This window comes from Candidatus Avelusimicrobium alvi, from assembly GCF_958451995.1.
Taxonomy (GTDB): Bacteria; Elusimicrobiota; Elusimicrobia; order Elusimicrobiales; family Elusimicrobiaceae; genus Avelusimicrobium; species Avelusimicrobium alvi.
In genome coordinates this window covers 29133-51442 of sequence record NZ_CAUDSG010000007.1, presented here as the reverse complement: position 1 = coordinate 51442, position 22310 = coordinate 29133, and the positions used below count along the sequence as shown (strand labels likewise).

Annotated in this window: 19 protein-coding genes and 1 tRNA gene; 16 read left to right on the top strand and 4 right to left on the bottom strand. The window is 53.8% G+C overall.

The window, feature by feature from the left end; genetic code table 11:
- Positions 1-148: 148 nt before the first annotated feature.
- The 3 genes from ACQY36_RS02515 to ACQY36_RS02505 all read left to right on the top strand — a co-directional run bounded on the left by ACQY36_RS02515 (position 149) and on the right by ACQY36_RS02505 (position 4007).
- Positions 149-1024: a DUF4912 domain-containing protein gene (locus ACQY36_RS02515; RefSeq protein ID WP_428055089.1), complete on the top strand. Its 876-nt coding sequence runs from the start codon at positions 149-151 to the stop codon at positions 1022-1024.
- A gap of 1 nt (position 1025) precedes the next feature.
- Positions 1026-2648 carry a glycoside hydrolase family 57 protein gene (locus tag ACQY36_RS02510; RefSeq protein ID WP_428055087.1) on the top strand — a complete coding sequence of 541 codons (1623 nt, stop codon included), beginning with the start codon at positions 1026-1028 and terminating at the stop codon, positions 2646-2648.
- Positions 2649-2768: 120 nt separating this feature from the next.
- Entirely contained in the window at positions 2769-4007 is a 1239-nt protein-coding gene (locus tag ACQY36_RS02505; RefSeq protein ID WP_428077553.1) for a hypothetical protein, read from the top strand.
- Positions 4008-4069: 62 nt separating this feature from the next.
- Here ACQY36_RS02505 and ACQY36_RS02500 read toward each other — a convergent pair whose 3' ends face one another.
- Positions 4070-4543 (bottom strand): GreA/GreB family elongation factor, encoded by a 474-nt coding sequence (locus ACQY36_RS02500; protein ID WP_428055083.1) that lies wholly within the window; start codon positions 4541-4543, stop codon positions 4070-4072.
- 101 nt (positions 4544-4644) lie between these two features.
- Here ACQY36_RS02500 and ACQY36_RS02495 point away from each other — a divergent pair, with 101 nt between their 5' ends.
- The 8 genes from ACQY36_RS02495 (at position 4645) to ACQY36_RS02460 (ending at position 12693) form a co-directional block, all read left to right on the top strand.
- Positions 4645-5394 (top strand): S1C family serine protease, encoded by a 750-nt coding sequence (locus ACQY36_RS02495; RefSeq protein ID WP_428077551.1) that lies wholly within the window; start codon positions 4645-4647, stop codon positions 5392-5394.
- 142 nt (positions 5395-5536) lie between these two features.
- Positions 5537-7459: a hypothetical protein gene (locus ACQY36_RS02490; RefSeq protein WP_428077549.1), complete on the top strand. Its 1923-nt coding sequence runs from the start codon at positions 5537-5539 to the stop codon at positions 7457-7459.
- Positions 7460-7665: 206 nt separating this feature from the next.
- Positions 7666-8220: a hypothetical protein gene (locus ACQY36_RS02485; protein ID WP_428055077.1), complete on the top strand. Its 555-nt coding sequence runs from the start codon at positions 7666-7668 to the stop codon at positions 8218-8220.
- A 36-nt stretch (positions 8221-8256) separates the two neighbouring features.
- Positions 8257-8988 (top strand): hypothetical protein, encoded by a 732-nt coding sequence (locus ACQY36_RS02480; RefSeq protein ID WP_428055075.1) that lies wholly within the window; start codon positions 8257-8259, stop codon positions 8986-8988.
- A 9-nt stretch (positions 8989-8997) separates the two neighbouring features.
- Positions 8998-9450 (top strand): HAMP domain-containing protein, encoded by a 453-nt coding sequence (locus ACQY36_RS02475; RefSeq protein ID WP_428077547.1) that lies wholly within the window; start codon positions 8998-9000, stop codon positions 9448-9450.
- Between the two features lie 15 nt (positions 9451-9465).
- Positions 9466-10764: a TolC family protein gene (locus tag ACQY36_RS02470; protein ID WP_428077545.1), complete on the top strand. Its 1299-nt coding sequence runs from the start codon at positions 9466-9468 to the stop codon at positions 10762-10764.
- Positions 10764-11726 (top strand): patatin-like phospholipase family protein, encoded by a 963-nt coding sequence (locus tag ACQY36_RS02465; protein WP_428071293.1) that lies wholly within the window; start codon positions 10764-10766, stop codon positions 11724-11726. The genes ACQY36_RS02470 and ACQY36_RS02465 overlap by 1 nt, the downstream gene beginning before the upstream one ends.
- Positions 11710-12693, top strand: coding sequence for a tetratricopeptide repeat protein (locus ACQY36_RS02460; RefSeq protein WP_428071291.1), 984 nt, complete (start codon positions 11710-11712; stop codon positions 12691-12693). Before ACQY36_RS02465 ends, ACQY36_RS02460 begins: the two co-directional genes overlap by 17 nt.
- A 284-nt stretch (positions 12694-12977) precedes the next feature.
- Here ACQY36_RS02460 and ACQY36_RS02455 read toward each other — a convergent pair whose 3' ends face one another.
- The 3 genes from ACQY36_RS02455 to ACQY36_RS02445 form a co-directional block, all read right to left on the bottom strand.
- The gene (locus ACQY36_RS02455; protein ID WP_428071289.1) at positions 12978-14618 is read right to left on the bottom strand and encodes a metallopeptidase TldD-related protein; all 1641 of its coding nucleotides are present in this window, start codon (positions 14616-14618) and stop codon (positions 12978-12980) included.
- Positions 14615-16315: a metallopeptidase TldD-related protein gene (locus ACQY36_RS02450; protein WP_428077543.1), complete on the bottom strand. Its 1701-nt coding sequence runs from the start codon at positions 16313-16315 to the stop codon at positions 14615-14617. Before ACQY36_RS02450 ends, ACQY36_RS02455 begins: the two co-directional genes overlap by 4 nt.
- A gap of 92 nt (positions 16316-16407) precedes the next feature.
- Positions 16408-16480: transfer RNA gene (locus tag ACQY36_RS02445), tRNA-Thr, on the bottom strand.
- A 104-nt stretch (positions 16481-16584) separates the two neighbouring features.
- Between ACQY36_RS02445 and ACQY36_RS02440 the strand changes: the two genes are divergently transcribed.
- The 5 genes from ACQY36_RS02440 (at position 16585) to lpxD (ending at position 22310) form a co-directional block, all read left to right on the top strand.
- Complete coding sequence (locus tag ACQY36_RS02440; protein WP_428055062.1) at positions 16585-17520, top strand: TerC family protein; 936 nt, start codon at positions 16585-16587, stop codon at positions 17518-17520.
- Positions 17521-17591: 71 nt separating this feature from the next.
- Entirely contained in the window at positions 17592-17786 is a 195-nt protein-coding gene (rpmB, locus tag ACQY36_RS02435; RefSeq protein WP_428055060.1) for a 50S ribosomal protein L28, read from the top strand.
- Between the two features lie 88 nt (positions 17787-17874).
- Positions 17875-20232 carry an outer membrane protein assembly factor BamA gene (gene bamA, locus ACQY36_RS02430; protein WP_428077541.1) on the top strand — a complete coding sequence of 786 codons (2358 nt, stop codon included), beginning with the start codon at positions 17875-17877 and terminating at the stop codon, positions 20230-20232.
- A gap of 7 nt (positions 20233-20239) precedes the next feature.
- Positions 20240-21223 carry a hypothetical protein gene (locus tag ACQY36_RS02425; protein ID WP_428077539.1) on the top strand — a complete coding sequence of 328 codons (984 nt, stop codon included), beginning with the start codon at positions 20240-20242 and terminating at the stop codon, positions 21221-21223.
- 10 nt (positions 21224-21233) lie between these two features.
- Positions 21234-22310, top strand: coding sequence for a UDP-3-O-(3-hydroxymyristoyl)glucosamine N-acyltransferase (lpxD, locus tag ACQY36_RS02420; protein WP_428077537.1), 1077 nt, complete (start codon positions 21234-21236; stop codon positions 22308-22310).

Here is a 22310-nt window from a genome sequence, read left to right as displayed (position 1 = left end):
CGCCCCGCGCGGCAGGACGGAAACCTGCTTAAAACCGCTTAAAAACGGCGGAAAACTCCCTTTTTCCGCTCTAGAAATGCTAAAATAAAATGGGGAAAAAATCTCTAAACGACAGTTCAAAAACTCAACAGGGTGAGGTATTAACATCATGACGCAAAATTTATCTTCGTCCGCCTTGGTCAGACCCTTGGCCAAAGACGTTCACGCCGAAGCGGACATTCCGTCCGGATACGGCAAAACGGAAAGCTATCTGCTTCCCAAAGATCCGGCCTGGCTTTTCTTATTTTGGGAAATTACCCAAAACACGCTGGATTATATTAAAAGCCAGTACAGCGAAGACGTGCTTAAAAACTCCCGCACCGTCATTCGTCTGCACGACGTTACCAACGTAGAATTTTTTGACGGCACCAACTCCGTAACCTATTACGATATGCCCGTCATCTTTGAAGCCCGCAGCTGGTACATCAACGCCCCCCAGTCCGGCCGCTCGTACCTGGCCGACCTGGGCTATATTACGCCCGACGGAAAGTTTATCCTGGTTTCGCGCAGCAACACGACGCTCCTGCCGCCCGGAAAAGTGTCCGACGTGGTGGACGACAAGTGGATGGTGGTGGAAGGCGACTTCCAGAAACTCTTAAAACTCGCGGGCGCGGATTATATCGGCCTGGGAGCCAGCGAACTGATGCACGTACTGGGCCAGCGCTGGAAACTGACCGAGCTCACCTCCTCCGGCGCGCCGACCTCGTGGTCTTCGTTTACGCTGCACCTGGACAAAGTACAGCCCGAAGAAGACGAAGACATTTGGCTTCAGGCCGACTGTGAAATCATCATCTACGGTTCCGCCTCCAAAAACGCCATCGTGTCCATCAACGGGCAGGATATTGAGTTAAAAGAAGGCAAATTTTCCATCCGCCAGCATCTGCCCGCGGGCAGCGTGGTGGATCTTCCCATCAAAGCGCGCAACGCCAAAGGCGACAAGACGCGCCAGGTGAACATCAAAGCTCTGCGCGAGCAAGGAAAGTAATATGGGAGAAGAAAAAGGCTACTTGGCGCTGGTGCTCCATGCGCACCTGCCGTTTATCAAGCACCCGGAATACCCGGACTTTTTGGAAGAAGACTGGTTTTACGAAGCCATGGTGGAAACGTATATTCCGCTGTTAAACGTATTTGAAAACCTGACCGAAGAAGGCACCGATTTCCGTTTAACGATGTCCCTCACGCCGCCTTTGTGCAATATGATGTCGGACCCGCTTTTAATAGGCCGCTTCCGCCATTATTTAAACCAGCGCGTGGAGCTTTCCCAAAAAGAGCTCAACCGCACGCAGGGCACGGAGTTTGAAGGCGTCGCGCGGATGTATTTCAACAAGTTCCGCCGCTACCAGGATTTATTTGAAAACCGCTACCACGGCCACGTGCTGGAAGGGTTTAAAAAATTCCAGGATATGGGCAAGCTGGAAATCATCACCTGCTGCGCCACGCACGGCTATCTGCCGCTGATGGTGCATAAAGAAAGCGTCAACGCGCAGGTGAAAATCGCGGCGCAGGACTACAGAAGCCGCTTCGGCCGCAGCCCCAGAGGCATTTGGCTGGCCGAATGCGCCTATAATCCCGGCGATGATAAATTTTTAAGAGACGAAGGCATCCGCTTCTTCTTTACCGAATCCCACGGCGTGCTGCACGGCACCCCGCGCCCGAAATACGGCATTTACGCCCCGGTGTACTGCCCGCAGACCGGCGTGGCCGCCTTTGCGCGCGATATGGAATCGGCCCAGCAGGTGTGGAGCGCCGAAGCCGGCTACCCCGGCGACCCGCGTTACCGCGAATTTTACCGCGACCTGGGGTACGACCTGGATTACGATTACATCAAGCCCTACCTTCATTCCGACGGCGTACGCCGCAACATCGGTATGAAGTACCATAAAATTACCGGCAAAGTGGCCCTGAACCAAAAACAGGCCTACAACCCGCACGAGGCGCGCGAACTGGCCGCCCAGCACGCCGGCAACTTTATGTTCAACCGCCAGAAACAGATTGAATATTTAAGCACCATACTGGACCGCAAACCGCTCGTGGTGTCTATGTACGACGCGGAACTCTACGGCCACTGGTGGTACGAAGGCATTGAGTTCTTGGAATACCTGTTCAAGAAAATCTATTACGACCAGAAGGACATTAAACTCGTAACCCCCAGCGAATACCTGGAAATGTACCCGGAAAACCAGATGGTGCAGCCTTCCATGTCCTCGTGGGGCGATAAAGGCTACCACGACGTGTGGCTTAACAGCGGCAACGACTGGATTTACCGCCACCTGATTAAATCCGCCGAGCGCATGATGGAACTGGCCAACAAGTTCCCCAATGCGGACGGCCTGCTGCGCCGCGCGCTCAACCAGCTCGCGCGCGAGCTGGTGCTGATGCAGTCTTCCGACTGGGCGTTCCTGATGACCACCGGAACCGCCAAGGAATACTCCACCAAACGCACCAAAGACCATGTCAAACGCTTCAACGAACTGTACGAACAAATACAGGGCAACCGCATTGACGAAGGCTTCGTCTACGACCTGGAACAGAAAGACTCCATCTTCCAGCAAATGGACTACAACGTCTACTCCAGCGCGGCGAAAGAAGCGGTGCTGGCCAAATACTAATTCGCAGGACCAACCGATATCCCCCGGCTATGCCGGGGGTTTTTTATATGCCAAAGACCTACCGGCCTCCTGGGTCCAAAGGCCCTTTCGGCGGCAGATTTATTGTTTTATACTATACATATGAAAATATTTATCTTGCTGTTATCCGCCCTGCTGCTTGCGCTTCCGGCCCCGGCGCAAATTTTGTCCAAACTGCCAAAAGCCGTTTCGCTTTCAAAAATTGAACCCGCGGTGTCCCGTGCGCTCAACGCCGCCGCACGCAACGCCAAAGCGTTCAACACAGGCCTTTCCTCTTCTTGGACCAAACAGATTTTAAATCAGCGTTTCCAATTTCAAAGAGAGTACAAAGACGCCCTTGCCCTGCATCAGTATATCCAAAATTTCCGCCCGATTTCGCGCAATGTTCTGCGCCGCCAAATTCAAAGCACCGTTATAAACAATACGTTGAGAACGTCTTTGTTAAACCAGTTGAACGAGGAATATTTTACCGGTATGGAACAGGAACTGGAACAATACTTTGACCTTAACTCGCAGTTCCCGTTCTTCTCCGCCAGCCGCGCCCCCAATGAAACGTTTGCGCACTCGGTCAACGAGTATTTAAACACCCACCTGCACAAAGCCCCTTGGCAGCTGCGCGAGCCGCTTCAATTCGGCGGGATGCGCGCCATCCAACTGCAAATTGCCCGCTATTCGGAAACGGCCTCCCCGCTGGAAGTGGCCGCTAAAAACGGCTTAAACGAAGCGGAAGCCAAACGCCTTTTCGCTCTGTATAAACAGGCCGAACCGCTAAACAAAACCATCAAAGAATACATCGCCAAAAAAACGCATACCAAACAGGAAAACAAAGCGTTTTTAACGGCATTGAGCGACCTGCGCCAACTGTACGACGAACTCATTTCTTTTGCAAAAAATTCCTCTTCCGTCAGAGGCACCGTTGAAATTTACAATAATCTTTTACAAGAAATGAACGCCTTTATCGCTAAAAACCACCGGGCGCCGCTTTGGAAAAACGAGGACGAACGCGCGTTATTTTTGCGGTTTGAACCGTTGGTTCTCGCCAACCAGGCCAATATGTTTGAAGAAATCGTGCCGACGCTAACAAAACTGTATGAAATTACGGAAATGTACCCGGTGCAAAGGCTGCCGGAAGCGGATTGTTTGAAATACGTGCAAGAATTTGTCCAAAAACAGGGGTTTCTGCCCCGTTCCGTAAAAATACGCGACTTCTTTGACACCCGTAAAGACGAGCCCATGCTGTTTGAAGCCATGACGTATTGGGAAAGCAACAGCGCCGGCTTTCGGAGCAAGATTCAGCGATTGAGAACCCCGGGCGAAGACAATTTCCCGCAGTTTTACTAATCCCGTTCCAACAAAAACCCCCGGGTTTGCGCCCGGGGGTTTTTGTTTGCGTTAAATTGTTTTTATTTGTATTCCAGTTTAACCAATTTGTACGTTTTGGGTCCGCGCGGCAAAATGGCTTCAAACGTTTCGCCTTCTTTTTTGCCGAGCACCCCGTTGGCCAGCGGCGATTTGACGGACAGCAGGCCCTTTTCCGGGTTGGACTCCATAGACCCTACCAGCGTATACGTAAACTCAATACCGGCGGACATATCCTGAATGGTTACGGTCGCGCCGATGCGCGCTTCGCTCTTGTCCACGGTCAAATCGTCGGTGATTTGCGCGTTTCTCAGGCGCGTTTCCAGTTCCTGGATGCGAATCAAGGTTTCCGCCTGTTTTTCTTTGGCGGCGTGGTATTCGGCGTTTTCCTTCAAATCCCCCTGCGCGGCGGCATCCCCGATTTCGGTGGAAAGCTGGGCTTTTAAATCTTTCAAATCTTTCAGCTCGTTTACCAGAGCTTCGTATTTTTTACGGCTTACATAGAATGGTTCAACCATAGTGGCAACTCCTTAAAGACTTAACATAGTTAGTGTACTATTTATCTGGCCATATTTCAACGCCTGTCCCCCAAAAACGATTTATTGCTATAATCTGGAATATGACTAAACTCCGGCTGCTTTTTCTTGTCTTGCTCTTTTGCCCGCCGCCCGCCGCGGCGCAGAACGACCATGTGCGCATCGCCGAAGAAAACGCCCCCGCGGTAGTGGCCGTAAACGTGGTTAAAAAAGACGGGTCCACCTTTACGGGCACGGGCTTTGTGGTTACGCCGGACGGCCTCATCGCCACCAGCCGCCACGTATCCGCCGACGCGCTGTATATCAACATTACGTTTAACAACGGGGCCGTATCCGGCGAAGCCGTCGGCGTGGCCGCCGCCGGCAACGTGGACCTTTCGCTTTTAAAAATATCCGCCCGCAACCTGCCTTATGTTACGCTGGGCGATTCGGACACCGTCCTCCCCGGCCAGACCATCACCGTCATCGGCAACCCGCGCCGCCTGCAAAACACCATTTCCTCCGGGCTTATCAGCCAGGTGCGCAAAAAGGCCGACGGCGTGATTTGGCACCAAATCAGCGCGCCCATCTCGCCCAGTTCCAGCGGAAGCCCCGTGTTTGACGAACACGGCCGGGTCATTTCCGTCGCTTTCGCCAGTTATAAAGGGGAAGGCAACCAAAACCTGAATTTCGCCGTGCCGTCCAACTACCTTTCCGAGCTGGCCCAAGCCGCCGGCTACGCGCTGCCTTCGCCCGAGGAAGAACCCCGCACAGCCGGCGCGGACGGGAACCCCTTTATTTCCCACATCAAAAAATCGTGGGAAATTCTAAAGCGGCTGGTCAAAGACCTATAACGAAGGCCCAGCCAGAGCCTGGGGCCTAAAGACCCTTGAAAAATACCCCTCAAACGGGTAGACTATTTTATAAGTAACCGGCTCAAGGCGCGAAACCCGCGGCCAAGACCGGGGAATTGTTATTATAAGCAACGGAGTTTGTATGAAAAAAACCGCTGGCAAAATTATGCTGATTGTATGCTGCGCGGCAGTAATTGCCTTCTTGCTGCTGCCCTTTTTGGAAACAACCGCGCCCGACAAAACCGCCGGGGCGGGCAAAAAAGCCACTCCCCAGATTTTTACTTCCAATCCGCTGACGGACCTCGTCAACCGCATTGCGCGCTTTTTCGGCGCCTCGCGCGGCGCGCAGCAGCCGCCCCAAACGTTAACCGCCCGGCAGGCCGCCGAGCAGTTCGGCTCGCCCGAAGGCGGGGAAGCCTACGCGGACGCGCGCGCGGCGGGCAATTATATTTCCACCGAAGAAACCCCCGACGCGGGCCGCCGGTATAATTACGGCGACGCTTCCCTGCAAAACGAAGAGGGAGACTGGGTGCTCATCCGCCAAACCACGCCCGACGGCGTAAACCCCGGTATGCACGAAGTAAACAGCCAGGAAAACGCCTACGACGCCTATATGCGCCAGGAACGCGCCGCGCGCTTCACGCCGGCGGCACGTATGAAACAGCGCAAAGCCGTGCCCGATTCCAAACTGGCCCGTTTCTTTAACCCCATCAAACGCTTTTTTGGTTTTGACGATACGGAAGAAAAACTGCCCAACGCCGATATTTGGGATGACGAACAGGCCGCCGTGCTGGCCTCATCCGACGGATTTGGCCGCTCGCGCGGGAAAAACAGCAGTTCTTTTGCCCGAGGGGGCAATATGGATATCAGCGGCATCGGCGGCGGCCTGCCGGACGGCGGCTCCGACGGACAGACGACAAACCTCCTTTCGTATCTGGACCCGGACGCCGCGCTTGACCAAGTAGCGGACTTTCTGGCCGATTCCAAATATCCCAACCCCAAAAACCCGCAGGAACAGAAAGCCAAAGAAGATTATCGGCAAAAACGCCGCGAAGAAAATCGCAGATTTTTTATGGCAAAAGCACAGGAACGCCTGAACCGTCTGGCGGCCGGCCAGGAACCGCAGGATGAGCTGAACAGCATTTTATCCGGCTGTACGGGTACGGCACCACGCCCGGTTAAAAGCGTAAACTCCTGCGCAATGCCCGGCACGAAATACCAGCCGGCCTCCCAAGATGAAATCCAAGCCGTTAAAACGCAAAACGCCAATCTGTTTTTCCAAAAAACAAACAAAATAATGCCGGCTTCGCCCATTATGCTGGTTTTGTCGCGCGCAACGGATATCCCCCAGGAAAACCTGGAAGGAGCGAAAGAAGAGTACTTAAAAACCAGAGAAATTTATGATTTCATGTTACAGAATGAGGACTGTTCTTCCAAGCCCTGCTATTGGGTAGCCAACGCGCAGCAAAACAACCCCGAACTGGTAGAATCGGTGGAAGCGGCCGGCGCCACCTTTAAAGGCGACCCGCTGGGCAAATACCAGAACATAAAGCAACAATTTACTGACTACAAACTCGCCCAGCTGCCGCCGGACGCAGGAGACGACGAACGGCAGCAAATTGTCAACCAGGCCGACGAATACGCCACTTCATACATCTTATATACAAAAGACGACTTAAAAGCCGTACAGGCCATAAACAGGCAAGCCATGAAACAGCGCAACCCCGGCATGGGCGCGGCCTTGTATTCCAGCTCCGCCCCGGTGGGCAAACAGCTCAGCGATGATTTGGGCACCACCACTTTCTTCTACGGCAAGGATGACAGCTTTATTGACGCAGACCAAAAGCCGGGCTTTGCGGATCGGGCCGCCGTATTAACTGAAAATCTGGCGGACCAAATCGCTTTCTTCCAGCAAATTGCACAGGAGATGAAACGCAACGCGGCCAGAGAGGTGGTAACGGACAATACCCGCGCCGCCGCCGAAACGATACAGAAAAAAAGCGCGGAAGACCGAAAAGCCTTTGACAAAAACAATAATTTGGGCGCCGCCGAACGCGGCCAGTAAATCCGCCCTGTTTCCAAACGCCCCCGCCTCAAGCGGGGGCGTTTTTGCGCCCTGCGTTTGCGCCGCTTTTTACCCGGGCTCCAGCGCCCGGCGCAAAAATCCGTTTCCGGGTTTCTTTTCTGCCAAAAAACGGGTATAATTTCTATATCGGTTTCACTCGCGCCCGTACGTACGGAGGGCGACCTTAAACACAAGGAGTCCGGCTTATGAAAAAACTGCTCGGCCTTTTACTCGTTTCTTCTTTTGTCCTGCTGGCGGGATGTCACCAGCAAAAAGAGTCCCCCTATAACCGCACCGACGATAAACAAGACTACGAGCGCCTGCTTCGCACGCACGTCTTTGCGGCGTGCTTAAACGAGGGCAAACCCTACGCCATGTATTCGCTGGCGAACCTGAATAAAAAACCTTCCGACAACGACCCCCGCTATAAAGTAACGTTCATCAACGGCCCGTGCGAAGGCAAAACCGTCTGGACGACGGACGTGCTCTTAAAAACCGCCGCCGTGGGCGCCGAACCGCTGCCCAAAGGCACCGTACTTTTACGCAATTTTTGGAACCCGAAAGATCCCTATGACCAGGACAAAACCGACCGCTGGCACAAAGGCGTCGTCAGCAGTTCAGAACGCCTGGACAAGGGCATCGTGGATATGGAATTTCCGCGCGACCGCAACGATTTTATGCCGGCGCGCGAAGGCGTATACCTGCATAACCTGCGCCACATCACGCAGCCCGAAGTGAAGGACGTGCGTACGTTTCTGTAACCCGCAGAACCGAATGGAAACCCGTTAAGGATGAATATGAATATCAAACGTTTAACCGCTTTACTCGCCTGCCTGCTCTGCCCTTTTGCTTTGCAGGCCGCGCAGGGGGACCCCATCAGCCTGGAAACCATGATTATTGACGTCCCCACCGCCGAAACTTTTGACCGCTACCAGGCCTCCTTTTTAACCCGCGCCTACGACCACGGCACGGTGATGGAAAGCATAGACTTCGGCGTCTACCCCCGCATTAACATCGGCGTAAGCATTGCGGCGCACGAACTGCTGGGCTCGTCGGACGATGTACGCGTGCTGGACCCGGACTTCCAGGCCAAATGGAAAATTTACGACGGCAGCCTCTACCTGCCCGCCATCGCCATCGGCTACGACGGCCGCCGCTACGGCTACGGATACAACGAGCACCGCGTATATGCCGACACCAAAGAATACTTGGATGACCGCAAAGGCGGCTACTTAACTTTAACGCGCGAAATCATCGTGCCGGGCCTCAACGCCGCGGCCGGGATGAACTTTTCCGACTTTGACTGGGACGAACTCTATTGGTTCACCGGCATGTATTACAACCTGGGCGACAAAGTGGGCCTGCTCGCGGAATGGGACAATATCCGCAATATGCGCGACTCCCGCCTAAACCTGGGCGCGCGCTTTTACCTGCACCCCTCTCTGGCGCTGGACGCGGCCGTGCGCCGCATCGGCCGCGGAGACGAAAGCGAACGTATTTTACAAATCCGCTACGTAACCAATTTTTAAGAGGAATTTATGAACCAGCCCGCACAGCAGCAGCAATTTAAAAGAAAGACGATTTTCATCAAGAAAAATCTCCAGCTGCGCTATATGATGCTGATTATTCTAAGCGTGCTGTGCGGGCTGGCGATTATGACGTTTGAACTCACGGCCACGCTGGACGAACTGTTTGACGCCTATCCCGTCCTCGTACAGCCCATTTACGACGAATTTATCCCCATCGCCGCCAGTTTCTTTTACAAAATCGCCATTTACCTGCTTTTCGTGGTGCTTATTTCCGCTATCCTCTCCCACAAAATGGCCGGCCCCGTGTACCGTTTTGAACAGACCTGCAAAGCCATCGCCAAAGGGGATTTTTCCCAGCGCGTTCATCTGCGCCAGGGCGACCAGCTGGTTGAACTGCAGGACGAATTTAACAAAATGATGGACCGCGTGGAAGCGGAAATCAATAAAAATAAACAGAAGTAATCGGGGGTTTTACCTATGAAAAAAATTCTGGCGCTGCTGCTGGCGCTGATATGCGTGCAGACGGTTTACGCGCAAAAGGAGTACGGACTTAAATTTTCCAGCCTGATTAACGACAACCTGACGCTGGAAAACGCCATCCGCCTGGGCCTGGAAAATAATTCCGCCTTTCTTACCGCCAAGCAGGAAATCATCATCGCCGAACAGAAAGTAAGCGAAGCGAAATTCCGCTACCTGCCGCAGTTTTCCCTGCAGGGCACGGCCACCTGGTACGATTTGGACTACCCGATGGTCCTGCCCGATTCCGTGGCCAACCGCTTTCTGCCCGGCAACGGCCTCTACGGCGACAAAGACCAATTCTACGGCGTAGGCGTAACCGCCACGCAGTACCTCTATTCCGGCGGCCGGATTAACGGCACGCTTAAAATGGCGCGCGCCAATTTAAAACAGGTGCAAAGCCGGTACGAAATCGTCAAAAACGCCGTCGTGCTGGACATTAAAAAATCTTTCACCGGCCTGCTTTACGCCCAGCACAACGCCAAACTCACGCAGGAAGTGCTGGCCCTGAGTGAAAAATGGTATAAACACCCGACGGGCGACCTGTGGAACAAAATCCGCATCCGCGCCCTGCTGGCCGATTTAAAAAGCAAACGCAACCAGGCCGAAAGCGAACTGAAAAAAGCCCAGCTCGCCATGCTGGTCAGCTTAAACAAAGAGCTTAATTCGCGCGTAACGATTAAAGGGGATTTTGCTCCCGTCAAAACCGACTGGGACCTGCCGCACTTAAACCTGTGGGCCATGGAATTCCGCCCGGAATTAAAATCCGCCATTTACGCGCTGGAAGCCGATAACATCGCCATAGACCTCGCCCTGTCCAAACGCTACCCGGACGTCATTTTAAACGCTTCTTACGAACAGCTGGGCGTGAACAGTTTAGACGACGTCAACAAACAGGTATCGCTGGCCGTGCGCCTGCCGATTCCGTATAACTTCTCCGAGCAAATCGCCGAAAAGAAAGCCGAACAGCAAAAAAGCTCCCTGCGCCGCGCGGCCATTGAAGACAAAATCCGCGTACAGGTGGCCGAAAGCTTTGAAAATATGCTGTTCTGGCAGACCGAAGTGCTGGACCGCCAAACCGCTTACAACGAACTCAACGCGCTCCTGACGCAGGCGGCCAAAAACACCCCCAAGACGGGAACGGCCCCGCTGGAAGCGTTGCAGGATTACCTCCAGGCGGCCCAAGGCTATTTTCAAGCCGTGCGCAATAACGCAGTGGCTAAAGCCGAACTGGAATGGGCCATCGGCCAGGATTTGTAATGAACGCTTTTCTGCGGCGGGCCTTCGGGCTTGCGCTTTTAATTCCTCTGCTGGCGCTTCCGTCCGCCGCGCTCCAGGTGCAGACGGATGACGAAATTCTGCGCGATTTTATGTGGGAGAATTTCACTTCGCTCCCGCAAAAAGACCGGCCCAAAATCGGCCTGGCGCTCTCGGCCGGCGGCGTACGCGGTTTTGCGCACGTGGGCGTGCTGGAAGCGCTGGACAACGCCGGTATGCCCATTGATATGATTTCGGGCACCTCCATGGGTTCCGTGGTGGGCTCGCTTTACGCCGCGGGGCTTCCCACCGAACGACTGTGGGAAATCAGCAACCATATGACGATGGACAAAATCACGCCTGATTTTAACGTGATGGGCCTCCTGCGTTTTCTGTTTGCCCGCCGGCTGCCTTCTTCGGCCAACCTGACCACTTTTTTCCACGACCAGCTGGGCGATATGCGCTTTGAAGATTTACAAATTCCGTTCACCTGCGCCGCCATGGACATTAAAACCGGCGAACGCGTGGTGTTTGATTCGGGCCCGCTGGCCATTGCCGTGCGCGCCAGCATGAACCTGCCCGGCGTATTTGAACCCGTGCATTACCGCCACCGCGCTCTCGTAGACGGGGCCGTGGTGGACTACCTGCCCGTGGAATCGGTTAAACTGATGGGGGCGGACTATATTATCGCGTCCGTTACGCCGCCTGATTTTTATTCCAATACGCCCAAATCCGTAGCCGCCTATCTGCTGCGCGTGGGCGACGTGCGCGGCGCGGCGATGATTGAAGAATCGGCCCAAAAAGCCGATTTTGTGCTTACCAACCGCGTGCTGGACATCGGCACGCTGGAGCTGGACAAATTACACAAGGCGGGCGAAGTGGGTATCAAAGAAGCCAACCGCCACTTGGGAGAATTGCAGGAGAGCATCCTGCTTTTTGCATTGCCATATGTTTTTAAACCGTAATCTTTTACCGCTTGCGCTGTGCGCGCTGCTGCTGGGCGGATGTTCCACGTCCCAGACGGGTTTTCTGGGCCTGGCCCCGGCGGGAGACCGCCGGGATTACATCTATGCCCGCGACTTATACGCCCAACAAAACTACACCAAGGCCATTGAAGAGCTGACCGAATACATCTACAAAACCAAAAACGTCAAACGCCGCGAAGCGCGCGCCTACCGCCTGCTGGGAATGAGCTACGAACAGCTGGGCGATTTAAGCAAAGCGCTGGAAGTGTATTTGGAAGCGTTGGAATTTCACCCCAACAATGTACCGCTTTTACTGGCCGCCGCCAGCCTCTACCAGCGTACGGATTTGACGGACCGCTCCATGGAGCTCTACGAACGCGCGCTGGCGCAGGAACCCAATAATTTAGAAGCCCTGGCCGGCCAGGCCGCCAACTACAGCGCCATGGGTTTCTACTCCAAGGCCCGTTCGTTCTACGACAAATTTTTTGAGTTAAACCCCGAAGCCGGGCCGCAATACCGCGCGCGCTACGCCTATACGTTTCTGCGCCAGCGCAATTATCAAGACGCATTCATCCACATCACGATGGCCCTGGCGCAGAACGACCAATCCCCCGATTTCTGGCTTCTAAGCGCCAAAGCGGCGCGCGGGCTCAACCGGCCGCAGGATGCGCTGTCCGATATGGAAGCCGCCCTCGCGCTGGCCCCCAACCGCAAAGATCTGCTGGCCCATAAAGCCCTGTGGCTCTACGAGGCCGGACAATACCGGGAATCCTTCCAAACGGCGGAACGGATTTTGCAGCATGAGCCCGGCAACCAGCTGGCGCTGTTTATTCAGGCGATGGACGAATACTACCTGGGCCGTCCCCAAGACAGCCGCCGCCACATGACGGCCGTGCGCGAGGGCAATAAAGATTCCTTCATCGGCCGGGTGGCGGACAAACTGCTGACAGCCGCGCCCCAACGCTAAATTATTTCTTATGAAACTCCCCGGGCGTAAGCCCGAGGGATGGAGTGTGTATCCCGCCGCAAGAAAACGGAGTTTTCTTATTAAACAGACTGGATCCCGGCTCCATGGCCGGGATGACGGCCAAATTTGTAAATCCTTTCCTTTTAGCGGGGGGGCAAAATCAAGCGAAGCTGAGATTTTGGAACAAAAGATACCCCGGGCTTACGCCCGGGGTTTATTGTGAACGGTATCAATAAAAAACAGGCGGGCTATAAACCCGCCTGTTTTTTTACAGTTTCAATCCATTACGGTTTAGGGACAAACCGCGCCTGGTCCGGCTTGGCGTCAGCCGGTAAGATCTCCGCTTCTTCCAACAACAAAGAAGGCGTAATGACCGTGTTGCCGTCTCCCGCCCCATAAAACACCTGTTCCTCCCCGCCGACGGCCGCAATATCGCGCAGGGAACGGGACAAGAGATTGCTGAAATCCAACCCGTAAGCGGGAACCCGGCGGCCGTCTTCGGTATAGACGCGCCACGCCCGGTTGGTTTTATTGGAGGACCCGAAAGATTCCACTTCGTAGCAATACTCCTGCTCCCAATCGCGGCACATTTCCAAAAATTCCCCGTTCAGCGCTTCTTCCGTCAGCGGCGCCTTGGCCTGCACGAACACATTGGTTAAACGTTCGCGCGGATAGGAATGACCAGACAGGCGGGCGTGCCCGTTGCTGTGGTGGTCTTCCCCCAGCGGCCGCCGGGAAAGCGGAAAAACGCGCAGACGGCCCAGCGAGGTAAGCTGTAAATCCTGAGACGGAACCCCCTCGTCGTCCACCGGCATATAGACCAGAGGCAGCCCCTTATATTCCCGCAGGAGCGGTTTATCCGATATATCCAGCACGTTAGACAGCACGCGCATGCCTTTTTTCTCTCTAAACCAGCCGGCGGTTTCATCCTGCTCATATTCGTCGGACAGCAGCGGTTTTACGTTTTCCACCGCCAAAACGAAATTGTCCATTATAAAAGCGGCCGCCGCACGGGGCCGGAACAAAACGGGCCCCAAATACGTTTCCGCCTTATACGCGTTGTAGCGTTCCGCCATTTCCGTCAAAAAAGCGTCCGTTTTTTCGGTCAGTTCTTTTTCGTCGGGGTTCAAGTAATCCGGTATGGAAACGGTTTCGTTGAAGGACTGCTCATACCCGTCTTTATTGCGCAGCTGGGCGTAAAGCGTCAGTTTCGCCCGCGTAAAAGGAATCTGATACGCGCCGCCCAAACTGTTTAAATAATAATCCTCCCGGGCGTCAACCTGGAAAAAAACTCCAAAATCTTCCAGCTGGGAAACGGTCTTGCCCTGAGCGGAAAGACGTTTGAGAATTTTCCCCCATTTGGCCGCGTCGGGAACGGCAAAAGTCCCCTTGTCTTCAAACACGGCCGCCTGCGGGGCGGGCGTAACATCCGGCAGGTCGGCGGGCAGCTGTTTTTTGCGCTTATACGCCTGTTTTTTAACGTAAGAATCAAGCGATATAATATATTCGGCATCCGTCAAATGCCATAACGCATGGCGGATGGCGTCGTAACTGTCGCCGACGAAGGCCCGCGATGAAGGCATATAATAGAAACGGTTGTTGTCAAAACCGAGCTGATCATTTTTATCCGAACCCACGCCCAGAATCACCGCGGCCGAGAGTCTTTCCACCGGCTCCGTTTTTTCCGAAAACAACTCTCCCAAAGAAGCGTCCATTGAAAACTCAAACTGGCGCGAGAGTTTATAAGCCACATAATAAGGCGCGGGCGCGTTTTTGGAGCGCAATTTTTTAAGCGTACGGTCCATTTCGTCCCGCATGGCGCGAAAATAGATATTATCCGGCAAAGCGGGCTTCGCCGCGGACGCGCCGAACGCCGCGGGCAAGCAAACCGTAAAACAAAGTAAAAGGATTAAAAACTTTCTCATTTTTTACCTCCTTTATCCGCGCCGGGAGGGGGCAGCACGGGCGGTTTGACCGCGCTTTTGGCGGTATGCTCAAGCTCCAGCGTTTTAAACAATACGCTGGGCGCGATGGCGGATACGGGCACCCAGCCGGATTCCGCCCCGCAGTCCCCGTTAAAAACGCCTTCGTCGTCCGCCGCCGCCAAAATTTGCGCAAAACTGACCAGCGGCGTTCCCACCAAATCCGCACCGCGGATGACTTCTTTGCGTCCGTCCGGATATACGCGATACACCAGCTGCGGCTCCAGTTTAAACACCTGCGGAGAACCCGCATCCGTCTGCGTAAATCCGCCGGACAAATCTTCAATAATAAACCCGTACGGCTTTCCCTGACGTTTGATTTCTTCCAAAAGCATTTTTTCCAGTTCGTCGTATGAAACGGTTTCGGAAGCGATTACGCGCGTATTGCCCATGCGCGCCACGGCGCGTTTGCCCAGTTCGCGGCGGCCGTGCCCGTTGGACGCGGGAAACCCCTTAATAGGGCTGGAACTCATTAAAAAATTCTTCAGCACGCCGTTTTCAATGATGACCACGGGCCGGGATTTTACGCCCTCGTCGTCATATTCGTAGAACCCGCGCAAAGGTTCCCCGTTAAAAGACTCCAGCGCAGCGTCGTCCACCACGCTGATAAAAGGCGCGGTGACGCGCGTGTTTAATTTGGAAGTAAACGTCCGCCCGAAGGAATCCTCTTTTTGGCGGTGCCCCTCCATGCGATGCCCCAGCACTTCGTGTACAAACACGCCCATAGCGCGGTTTTTTAAAATAGCCGGGGCCGTAACGGGCTCGGCCAGCGGCGCGCGGGAAAGTTCTTCCAGCTCCCGGACGGACTGCTGCACGTCAGCCAGCAATTTTTCTTCACTGGGCAGCTGGGAAGGAGAAACCGCATCGTACGAATTAAAACGGGACAGTTCCAGCCCGTCTTTTGTTTTGCCTTCCAGCGTGTAACTCAAACGGAACAGAAACGTCGGCATTTTTAACCGGGTTCCGCGCGAGTCCACAAAATAGGTGTGGCCGGATTCAGCCCTAAAATCAAACTCACTTTTAAGCACCGCCGGGTTATCCTTCACCGAGCGGGAAACTTTAACAAGCATGCTTTCCAGCTTTTCCCAATCAAAACGGGCGGGGGTTTCCGTCCGGCAGTAAGAAGCCGTCTCGGGGAAAGCGAAATCGGCCGAATCGTCCATACGCTGGGAAGCGGCCTGTACGTCGGCCTGCACGCGCCCGTAAGATTGCTGGGCGTCTTCCACCGCTTTTTGTGTAGCCAGCCAAACAGCGTTGGAAAAAGCGGCCCCGTCTCCCTTTATAGAAGGAACGGCCGTCACTTTGGAAGAATAATCGTTCTTGGCGTTTTTTAGTTTGCGGGTATTATCCAACACGGACGAACCGACGCGCACCGATACGTCTAACACATTCCAATCCTTTGAGCTGCGCAAAAACACGCCCCCCAGCGATACGCCAAAACGCCGCCTTTGGATTTCCTTATAAGTATAAGACATATAATAAACCGGCGGATTCAGTTTTTTAAACGTCTTAAACCCGCGCTTCAGTTCCGCCGCCAACAACTTGACGGGCGCCTGGGAAGAAACGTCGCAATTCTCCGTTTTCGCCCATAAAAAAGAGGAAAACATACATAAAAATACGGCTAAAAAGATTTTTTTCATATACCCTCCTGCGTGTATTTTAGCATTAAAGGGCGGCGGAAACCAAGGGGAAGAACGGGCATAAAAAATCCCGCACGAAGCGGGATAAAAGCAGCCGAGAATGGGAGTCGAACCCACAACCTACGGTTTACAAAACCGTTGCTCTGCCAGTTGAGCTATCTCGGCGGAAATTTTATATATCATATCATTTTTGAACTTGAACCGCCAAGCCCGCCCGACGCCCTTTCCAAACTGCTATAATGATATATATCCCTTTATATGGAGAAAGAATGGAACCTGTAACCACTACCGTATCCGTTGCCATGTGGATTGCCTTTTGGGTAATTGTACTGGCGGCGTTATTTATTGATTTGGCCGTGCTGAACAAACACCACGGCAAAGTAAGCATGAAAGAAGCGGGCGTAATGGTTTGCGCCTGGGTGTCTTTGGCGGCGCTGTTCGGCGGCGCGATTTGGCTGGTGGAAGGGCCGCGCCACGCGCTGGAATTCTACACGGGCTACGTGCTGGAGTATTCCCTGTCCGTAGACAATATGTTCGTGTTTATTATGATTTTTGGCTATTTCGCCATTCCCAGCCACCTCCAGCCCAAGGCGCTTTTGTGGGGTATTTTGGGCGCGGTGGTGCTGCGCTTTTTGTTCATTTTCCTGGGCGTACAGCTTATTTCCATGTTCTCGTGGACGATTTACGTCTTCGGCGCGCTGCTCGTTTTCACCGCCGCCAAAATGCTGCTGCAAAAGGAAGACGAATCGTTTGACCCCAGCCAGTCCGTCGTGCTGAAAATACTCAAAAAATTTATGCCGATTAAGACCGATTACCACGGCGACAATTTCTTCGTGCTGGAAAAAGCCAAACGCTACGCCACGCCGCTGTTTGCGGCGGTGCTGGTGATTGAAATGTCGGACCTGATTTTTGCGGTGGATTCCATCCCGGCGGTGCTGTCCATCACGCAGGACACGTTCCTGGTCTATTCGTCCAACATTTTCGCGATTATCGGCCTGCGCTCGCTGTATTTTCTGCTGTCCGGGATGGCGGGCAAATTCCCGTATCTTAAATACGGCATTTCCGTCATTTTGTTCTTTGTGGGCGTAAAAATGCTGATTTCGCATCATTTTAAAATCCCGGTGGTGGCGTCTTTGGGCGTTATCGTGGGCATTTTGGCGCTCTCCGTTCTGGCCAGCAAATTTTTCCCGCCCAAAGAGGCGTAAGGCTGGACAGAGCGGCGTTTATTTACTAGAATATAAGAACCAAATTTAATTCAGTTATAAGGAAGGAAACTATGGCGTATAAATGTGCAGTGTGCGGCAAAGCCCCGGTGTCCGGCGGCTCCTACAGCCACTCTAATATGAGAACGAAAAGAAGCTTTAAACCGAACCTTCAGAAGCAGAAAGTGGTCCTGGACGGCAAAACCCAGACCGCTTACGTTTGCACCGGCTGCATCAAAAGCGGTTTGGCTAAAAGACCCACCAAATAAGTCAGCTTTTTTGGACGAAACCGGCCCGTGCTTATCCCATAGTGCGGGCTTTTTTATTAAAAAACCGAAAATTAGGGAGTACAGCGCCTTGTCCAAACGTTTGGTTGCACTTATTTTAACCGCATTATTGGCCGCTTCGTACGCGCGCGCGGAAGACGCCGCGCAGCAGGAGGTGGACCCCAACGGCCCGTGGATGATTTGCAGCGTGGCCGCGGACGGACTTAAAAACATCCGCAAAAAAACCGTCACCAAAGCCGCGCACGCCAAAAAAGGCGAGCTTTACGAGCGCTTTACCATTTCCGAAGACATTCACGACATCTCCGCGCTGGGTAATTTTGACAGCGTGGAAATTGACATTTCCCCCATGCCCGGCACCCGTAAAGAGAAAGACGGACGGGACGTGTACCCCTGCCACCGCCTGACCTACATCGTTACGGAAAAGCCCATTTTTGACCGCCTGACCTACGAAGGCAGAAAACACCTGGGCAAAGGCGCCATCACCCAGGCGATGACGCTTAAAATCAAGGACCCCTTTAACGAAGCCAAACTCCAGGCCGACTTGGAGCGCATCAAAGCCAAATACGCCGAAAAAGGCTACGTCAGCGCCGATGTGAAATACGAGCTTACCACCGACGATAAACTCGGCGTGGTATACGTAAAGCTGATTATTGACGAAGGCGAACGCGTGCGCGTGCAAACCGTCAACCTCAACGGCGCGGACGAGCTGCCGGCCGCCAAAATTTTAAAGAAAGCCTCCAACCGCCCCGGCAAGGTTTTCAAACCCCAGAACCTCCAGCGCGACTGGGTAAAGATGATTCTCTACGGGCGCAACAAAGGCTATGCGGATTTTAATTTAAGCCAGCCGAAAATAGATATCAACGACGCCAAAACCGAAGTAACCATCACCTACGACGTAACGGAAGGCGAAAAGGTGGATTTCGGCAGCGTTTCGTTTGAAGGCAACAACGTGTTTACCCCGCAGGAACTGGACAAGCAAATCTTCTTCCGCGAGGGCAAACTCTACAACCAGAAAGATTTTGACGACACCATCAGCGCCATCCAGGAGCAATACGCCAACAAGGGCTACCTGCAGGTGCGCGTGAACCCCGTCCGCACCATTGAAAACGGCAGGCTCAACATCACGTTTGATATTTCCGAAGGCCATATTTTCTATATTGACAATGTGGACGTTACCGGCTACGAAAACACCAAAAAATACGTCTTCACGCGCGAGCTTTCCATCCATCCCGGCGATTTGTACGACAACGAAAAAATCAAACGCAGCCAAACCAAAATTTTAAACCTGGGTTTTATTAACGACGTGCAGGTAGACCTCCAGCCCACCGCCGACCCGCAAAAAGTGGACCTGGGCTTTAACGTCGTAGAAGGCCGCCCGGGTATGTTTACCGCCGGCCTGGCCATGAGCTCTATGGACGGCCTGTACGGCGAGCTTTCCATCAACCATATGAACCTGTTCGGGCGCGCGCAGCGGCTGTCTCTGCGCACCCTGTTCGGTAAAGAAATTTTGGATTACACCGTCAGCTGGTCCACCCCGTGGATTTACGACAAGCCGACCTCCCTGGGCGTGGACCTGTTCAACACCCGCCGCTACCGCTCTTTCTCCACCGAAAACCAGGCGTATACCGAAAAGCGCATCGGCGGCCGCGTGAAAGTCGGCCCGCGCTTTAACGACGACATTTACCAACTGTCCTTCGGCTATTCGTTTGAAAACATTGATATTTACGACATTGATGAGCTTTTCATCTGCAAAGAAGGGCAGGACCCGTCCACCTGTATCGCCAAAGGCACCACCAATATGTCCACCGTCAGCGCGGATTTTGCCATAGACACGCGCGACAATATCTGGGACCCGACGCGCGGCTGGCGCAACTCCATCGGCCTTGCGCTCGCCGGCGGCCCCGTGGGCGGAGACCTGGATTTGTGGTACTTAAACGCACGTTCCATTTTCAACTACACGGTCTGGAACGTGGGCGGGAACTATCCGATTGTATTTGTACTGTCCAACAAATTCGGCTCCGTACAGGCCTATGGCCGCACGAGCGAAGTGCCGCCGTATGAAAAATTCTTCTTAGGCGGCGCGGACACCATCCGCGGCTATGAACGCGCGGGCGAAATCGGCCCGGAATACGGCGGCGATATGTATTACGTGATGAACGCGGAACTGCGTTTCCCGCTGGCGCGCGAAGGCCGGCGCAATATGGCGCAGTTCGCCTTCTTCTTTGACTTGGGCAACTCCTGGAACAAGTTTAACGACCTGGACTTTTCCCTCGGGCCCAATGAAAACCAGTTCAAAGCCGGCGTGGGCGTAGGCTTGCGTTTCACCACCCCCTCGCTGCCCATCCGCATTGACTGGGGGTACGGCCTGAATCACCGTTCCAACGAAGACCGTTCCCACTTCTACTTCAACATTTCAAATATGATGTAGGAGGCGTATGAAGAAAGTTTGGCTGTGTTTAGCGGTACCCTTTTTGACGGCGCTCCTGCAGGCGCAGGAGACGGCCGCGGATGCGCTTTCCGAACAGGAAGCCGCCGCGGTGGCCGCCATCTTGGCCAAAACCGCCGCACAGGCGGAAAAACCCGCCGAGCCGGAAGAGAAAATCATCCTGCCCGAAGAAACCAAACAGGAAGCTTTTAAAGAAGCCAATCCGCCGCAGCAGCCCGCGGCGAAACCGGAAGACAAAACGCCTTCCGCCAAACCGGCAGACGGCGCGCCGGAGGAAACGGCCGCTCCCGCGGAAGCGGAAGAGGACGGCGCGGACCAGCCCAAAGAAGTGTTAAAATGCCTGACGGTGGCGTATATTGACATTGACGAAGCCTTTAACGAACACCCCCGCACCATTGCGGTAAAAGAGCAAATCCGGCTGAAGATTTTGTCTAAAGAAGAAGAAGTAAACGGAGCCAAACAGCTCATCAGCGTGCTGGAGGCCGAAAACAAACGCCTGGCCGTACAGGTGCGGGAGCTTAAACCGTATTACGAACGCATCGTGGTGGAGCCGCAGGCGCTTAAACCGCAAATCCAAGAAAGCGCGGACTCGCTGCTGCTGGGCAACGTGCTCAACCGGCTGACGTTTTCGGGCGCGGAAATACTTTCCACCAGCCCGCTTAATACGCCCGCGGAGCTGGATGATTTGACGGCGCGCATAGCGTCCAACAAAAAAATCATTGCGGAACGCAGTCTTTTTATTGATAATTATAAATATACCACCCGCGAAGAAATTTTAAAGCTGGAAAAGAAAGAAGTAAACGAGATTTTGAAGGATATCTATACCGAAATTAAATCGTTCGCCAAAAAGAGAAACATCGGCGCAATCGTGCGCAAGGACGAAATTCTCTACGGCGAAAAGCCGGTAAACGTTACCAAAGATTTTATCAGCCGGCTCAAGAAAGCAAAAAAATACCGCAAACGCGGAAAATAGAGGTTTTATTATGCTAAATCTAACCGTAACCGAAATCGCCAAAATCACCGGGGCGGAAGCCGGCGCGCATCCCGAAACCGCCGTTCGCACGCTGTGCGCGCTGGAAGAAGCGCACGAAGGGGGAATCTGTTACTTAACCTCCCTGGAAAAAGCGGATTTATTAAAAGACCTCAAAGCTTCCGCGCTTATCGTACCCGAAGAAGCGAAAGGCAAAGAGCTCCCCTTTAACGGCGCGCTGCTCTACGCCAAAAACCCGGAATGGGCTTTTATTCTGCTGATGAAATACGCGGACGCCCAAAAACAGAAACACACCTCCGGCATTCATCCCACCGCCGTCATCGGCAAAAACGTAACCCTCGGCGCCAACGTGTCCGTGGGGGCGTACACCGTGCTGGAAGACGGCGCCGCCATCGGCGACAACACCGTCATTTTCCCGCAGTGCTACATCGGCAAAAACGTTACCGTCGGCAAGAACTGCTATATTTATCCGCAGGTCGTCATCCGCGAAGAATGCGTGCTTAAAGATTATGTCATTTTGCAGGCGGGGGCCAAAATCGGTTCGGACGGATTCGGATTTACGTTCCACGACGGCCGTCACCAGAAAATCCCGCAAATCGGCAACGTGGTGCTCGGCAACGACGTGGAAGTGCAGTCCAACTCCTGCATTGACCGCGCCAAAATTTCCAGCACCGTCATCGGAGACAATACAAAAATTGACAACCTCGTCCAAGTCGGCCACAATGTGCGCGTGGGGATGAGCTCCATTATGTGCGCTCAGGTCGGCGTGGCGGGCACGACGGATATCGGCAACGGCGTCATTTTGGCCGGCCAGGTGGGCCTGGCGGGGCATATGACGATAGGCGACCGCGCCCAGGTGGGCGCGCAGTCGGGCGTGATGACGTCCATCCCGGCCGGGCAGACCTATTTCGGCTATCCCGCCATGCCGCAGCGCGAGGCCTTCAAACAGCAGGCCATGCTGCGCAAACTGCCGGAAATGCATAAAGAATTCCGGGCGTTTAAAAAGCAGCTGGAAGAAACTAAAAATTTGTCTTTTTTCGGAAAAATTAAAAAAATACTGGGACTTTAA

What these genes read in the sequence shown, in the direction of transcription:
- ACQY36_RS02515 (WP_428055089.1), top strand. Translation starts at nt 149, where the DNA reads ATGACGCAAAATTTATCTTCGTCCGCCTTGGTCAGACCCTTGGCCAAA.
- ACQY36_RS02510 (WP_428055087.1), top strand. Translation starts at nt 1,026, where the DNA reads ATGGGAGAAGAAAAAGGCTACTTGGCGCTGGTGCTCCATGCGCACCTG.
- ACQY36_RS02505 (WP_428077553.1), top strand. Translation starts at nt 2,769, where the DNA reads ATGAAAATATTTATCTTGCTGTTATCCGCCCTGCTGCTTGCGCTTCCG.
- ACQY36_RS02500 (WP_428055083.1), bottom strand. Translation starts at nt 4,543, where the DNA reads ATGGTTGAACCATTCTATGTAAGCCGTAAAAAATACGAAGCTCTGGTA.
- ACQY36_RS02495 (WP_428077551.1), top strand. Translation starts at nt 4,645, where the DNA reads ATGACTAAACTCCGGCTGCTTTTTCTTGTCTTGCTCTTTTGCCCGCCG.
- ACQY36_RS02490 (WP_428077549.1), top strand. Translation starts at nt 5,537, where the DNA reads ATGAAAAAAACCGCTGGCAAAATTATGCTGATTGTATGCTGCGCGGCA.
- ACQY36_RS02485 (WP_428055077.1), top strand. Translation starts at nt 7,666, where the DNA reads ATGAAAAAACTGCTCGGCCTTTTACTCGTTTCTTCTTTTGTCCTGCTG.
- ACQY36_RS02480 (WP_428055075.1), top strand. Translation starts at nt 8,257, where the DNA reads ATGAATATCAAACGTTTAACCGCTTTACTCGCCTGCCTGCTCTGCCCT.
- ACQY36_RS02475 (WP_428077547.1), top strand. Translation starts at nt 8,998, where the DNA reads ATGAACCAGCCCGCACAGCAGCAGCAATTTAAAAGAAAGACGATTTTC.
- ACQY36_RS02470 (WP_428077545.1), top strand. Translation starts at nt 9,466, where the DNA reads ATGAAAAAAATTCTGGCGCTGCTGCTGGCGCTGATATGCGTGCAGACG.
- ACQY36_RS02465 (WP_428071293.1), top strand. Translation starts at nt 10,764, where the DNA reads ATGAACGCTTTTCTGCGGCGGGCCTTCGGGCTTGCGCTTTTAATTCCT.
- ACQY36_RS02460 (WP_428071291.1), top strand. Translation starts at nt 11,710, where the DNA reads ATGTTTTTAAACCGTAATCTTTTACCGCTTGCGCTGTGCGCGCTGCTG.
- ACQY36_RS02455 (WP_428071289.1), bottom strand. Translation starts at nt 14,618, where the DNA reads ATGAGAAAGTTTTTAATCCTTTTACTTTGTTTTACGGTTTGCTTGCCC.
- ACQY36_RS02450 (WP_428077543.1), bottom strand. Translation starts at nt 16,315, where the DNA reads ATGAAAAAAATCTTTTTAGCCGTATTTTTATGTATGTTTTCCTCTTTT.
- ACQY36_RS02440 (WP_428055062.1), top strand. Translation starts at nt 16,585, where the DNA reads ATGGAACCTGTAACCACTACCGTATCCGTTGCCATGTGGATTGCCTTT.
- rpmB (WP_428055060.1), top strand. Translation starts at nt 17,592, where the DNA reads ATGGCGTATAAATGTGCAGTGTGCGGCAAAGCCCCGGTGTCCGGCGGC.
- ACQY36_RS02425 (WP_428077539.1), top strand. Translation starts at nt 20,240, where the DNA reads ATGAAGAAAGTTTGGCTGTGTTTAGCGGTACCCTTTTTGACGGCGCTC.
- lpxD (WP_428077537.1), top strand. Translation starts at nt 21,234, where the DNA reads ATGCTAAATCTAACCGTAACCGAAATCGCCAAAATCACCGGGGCGGAA.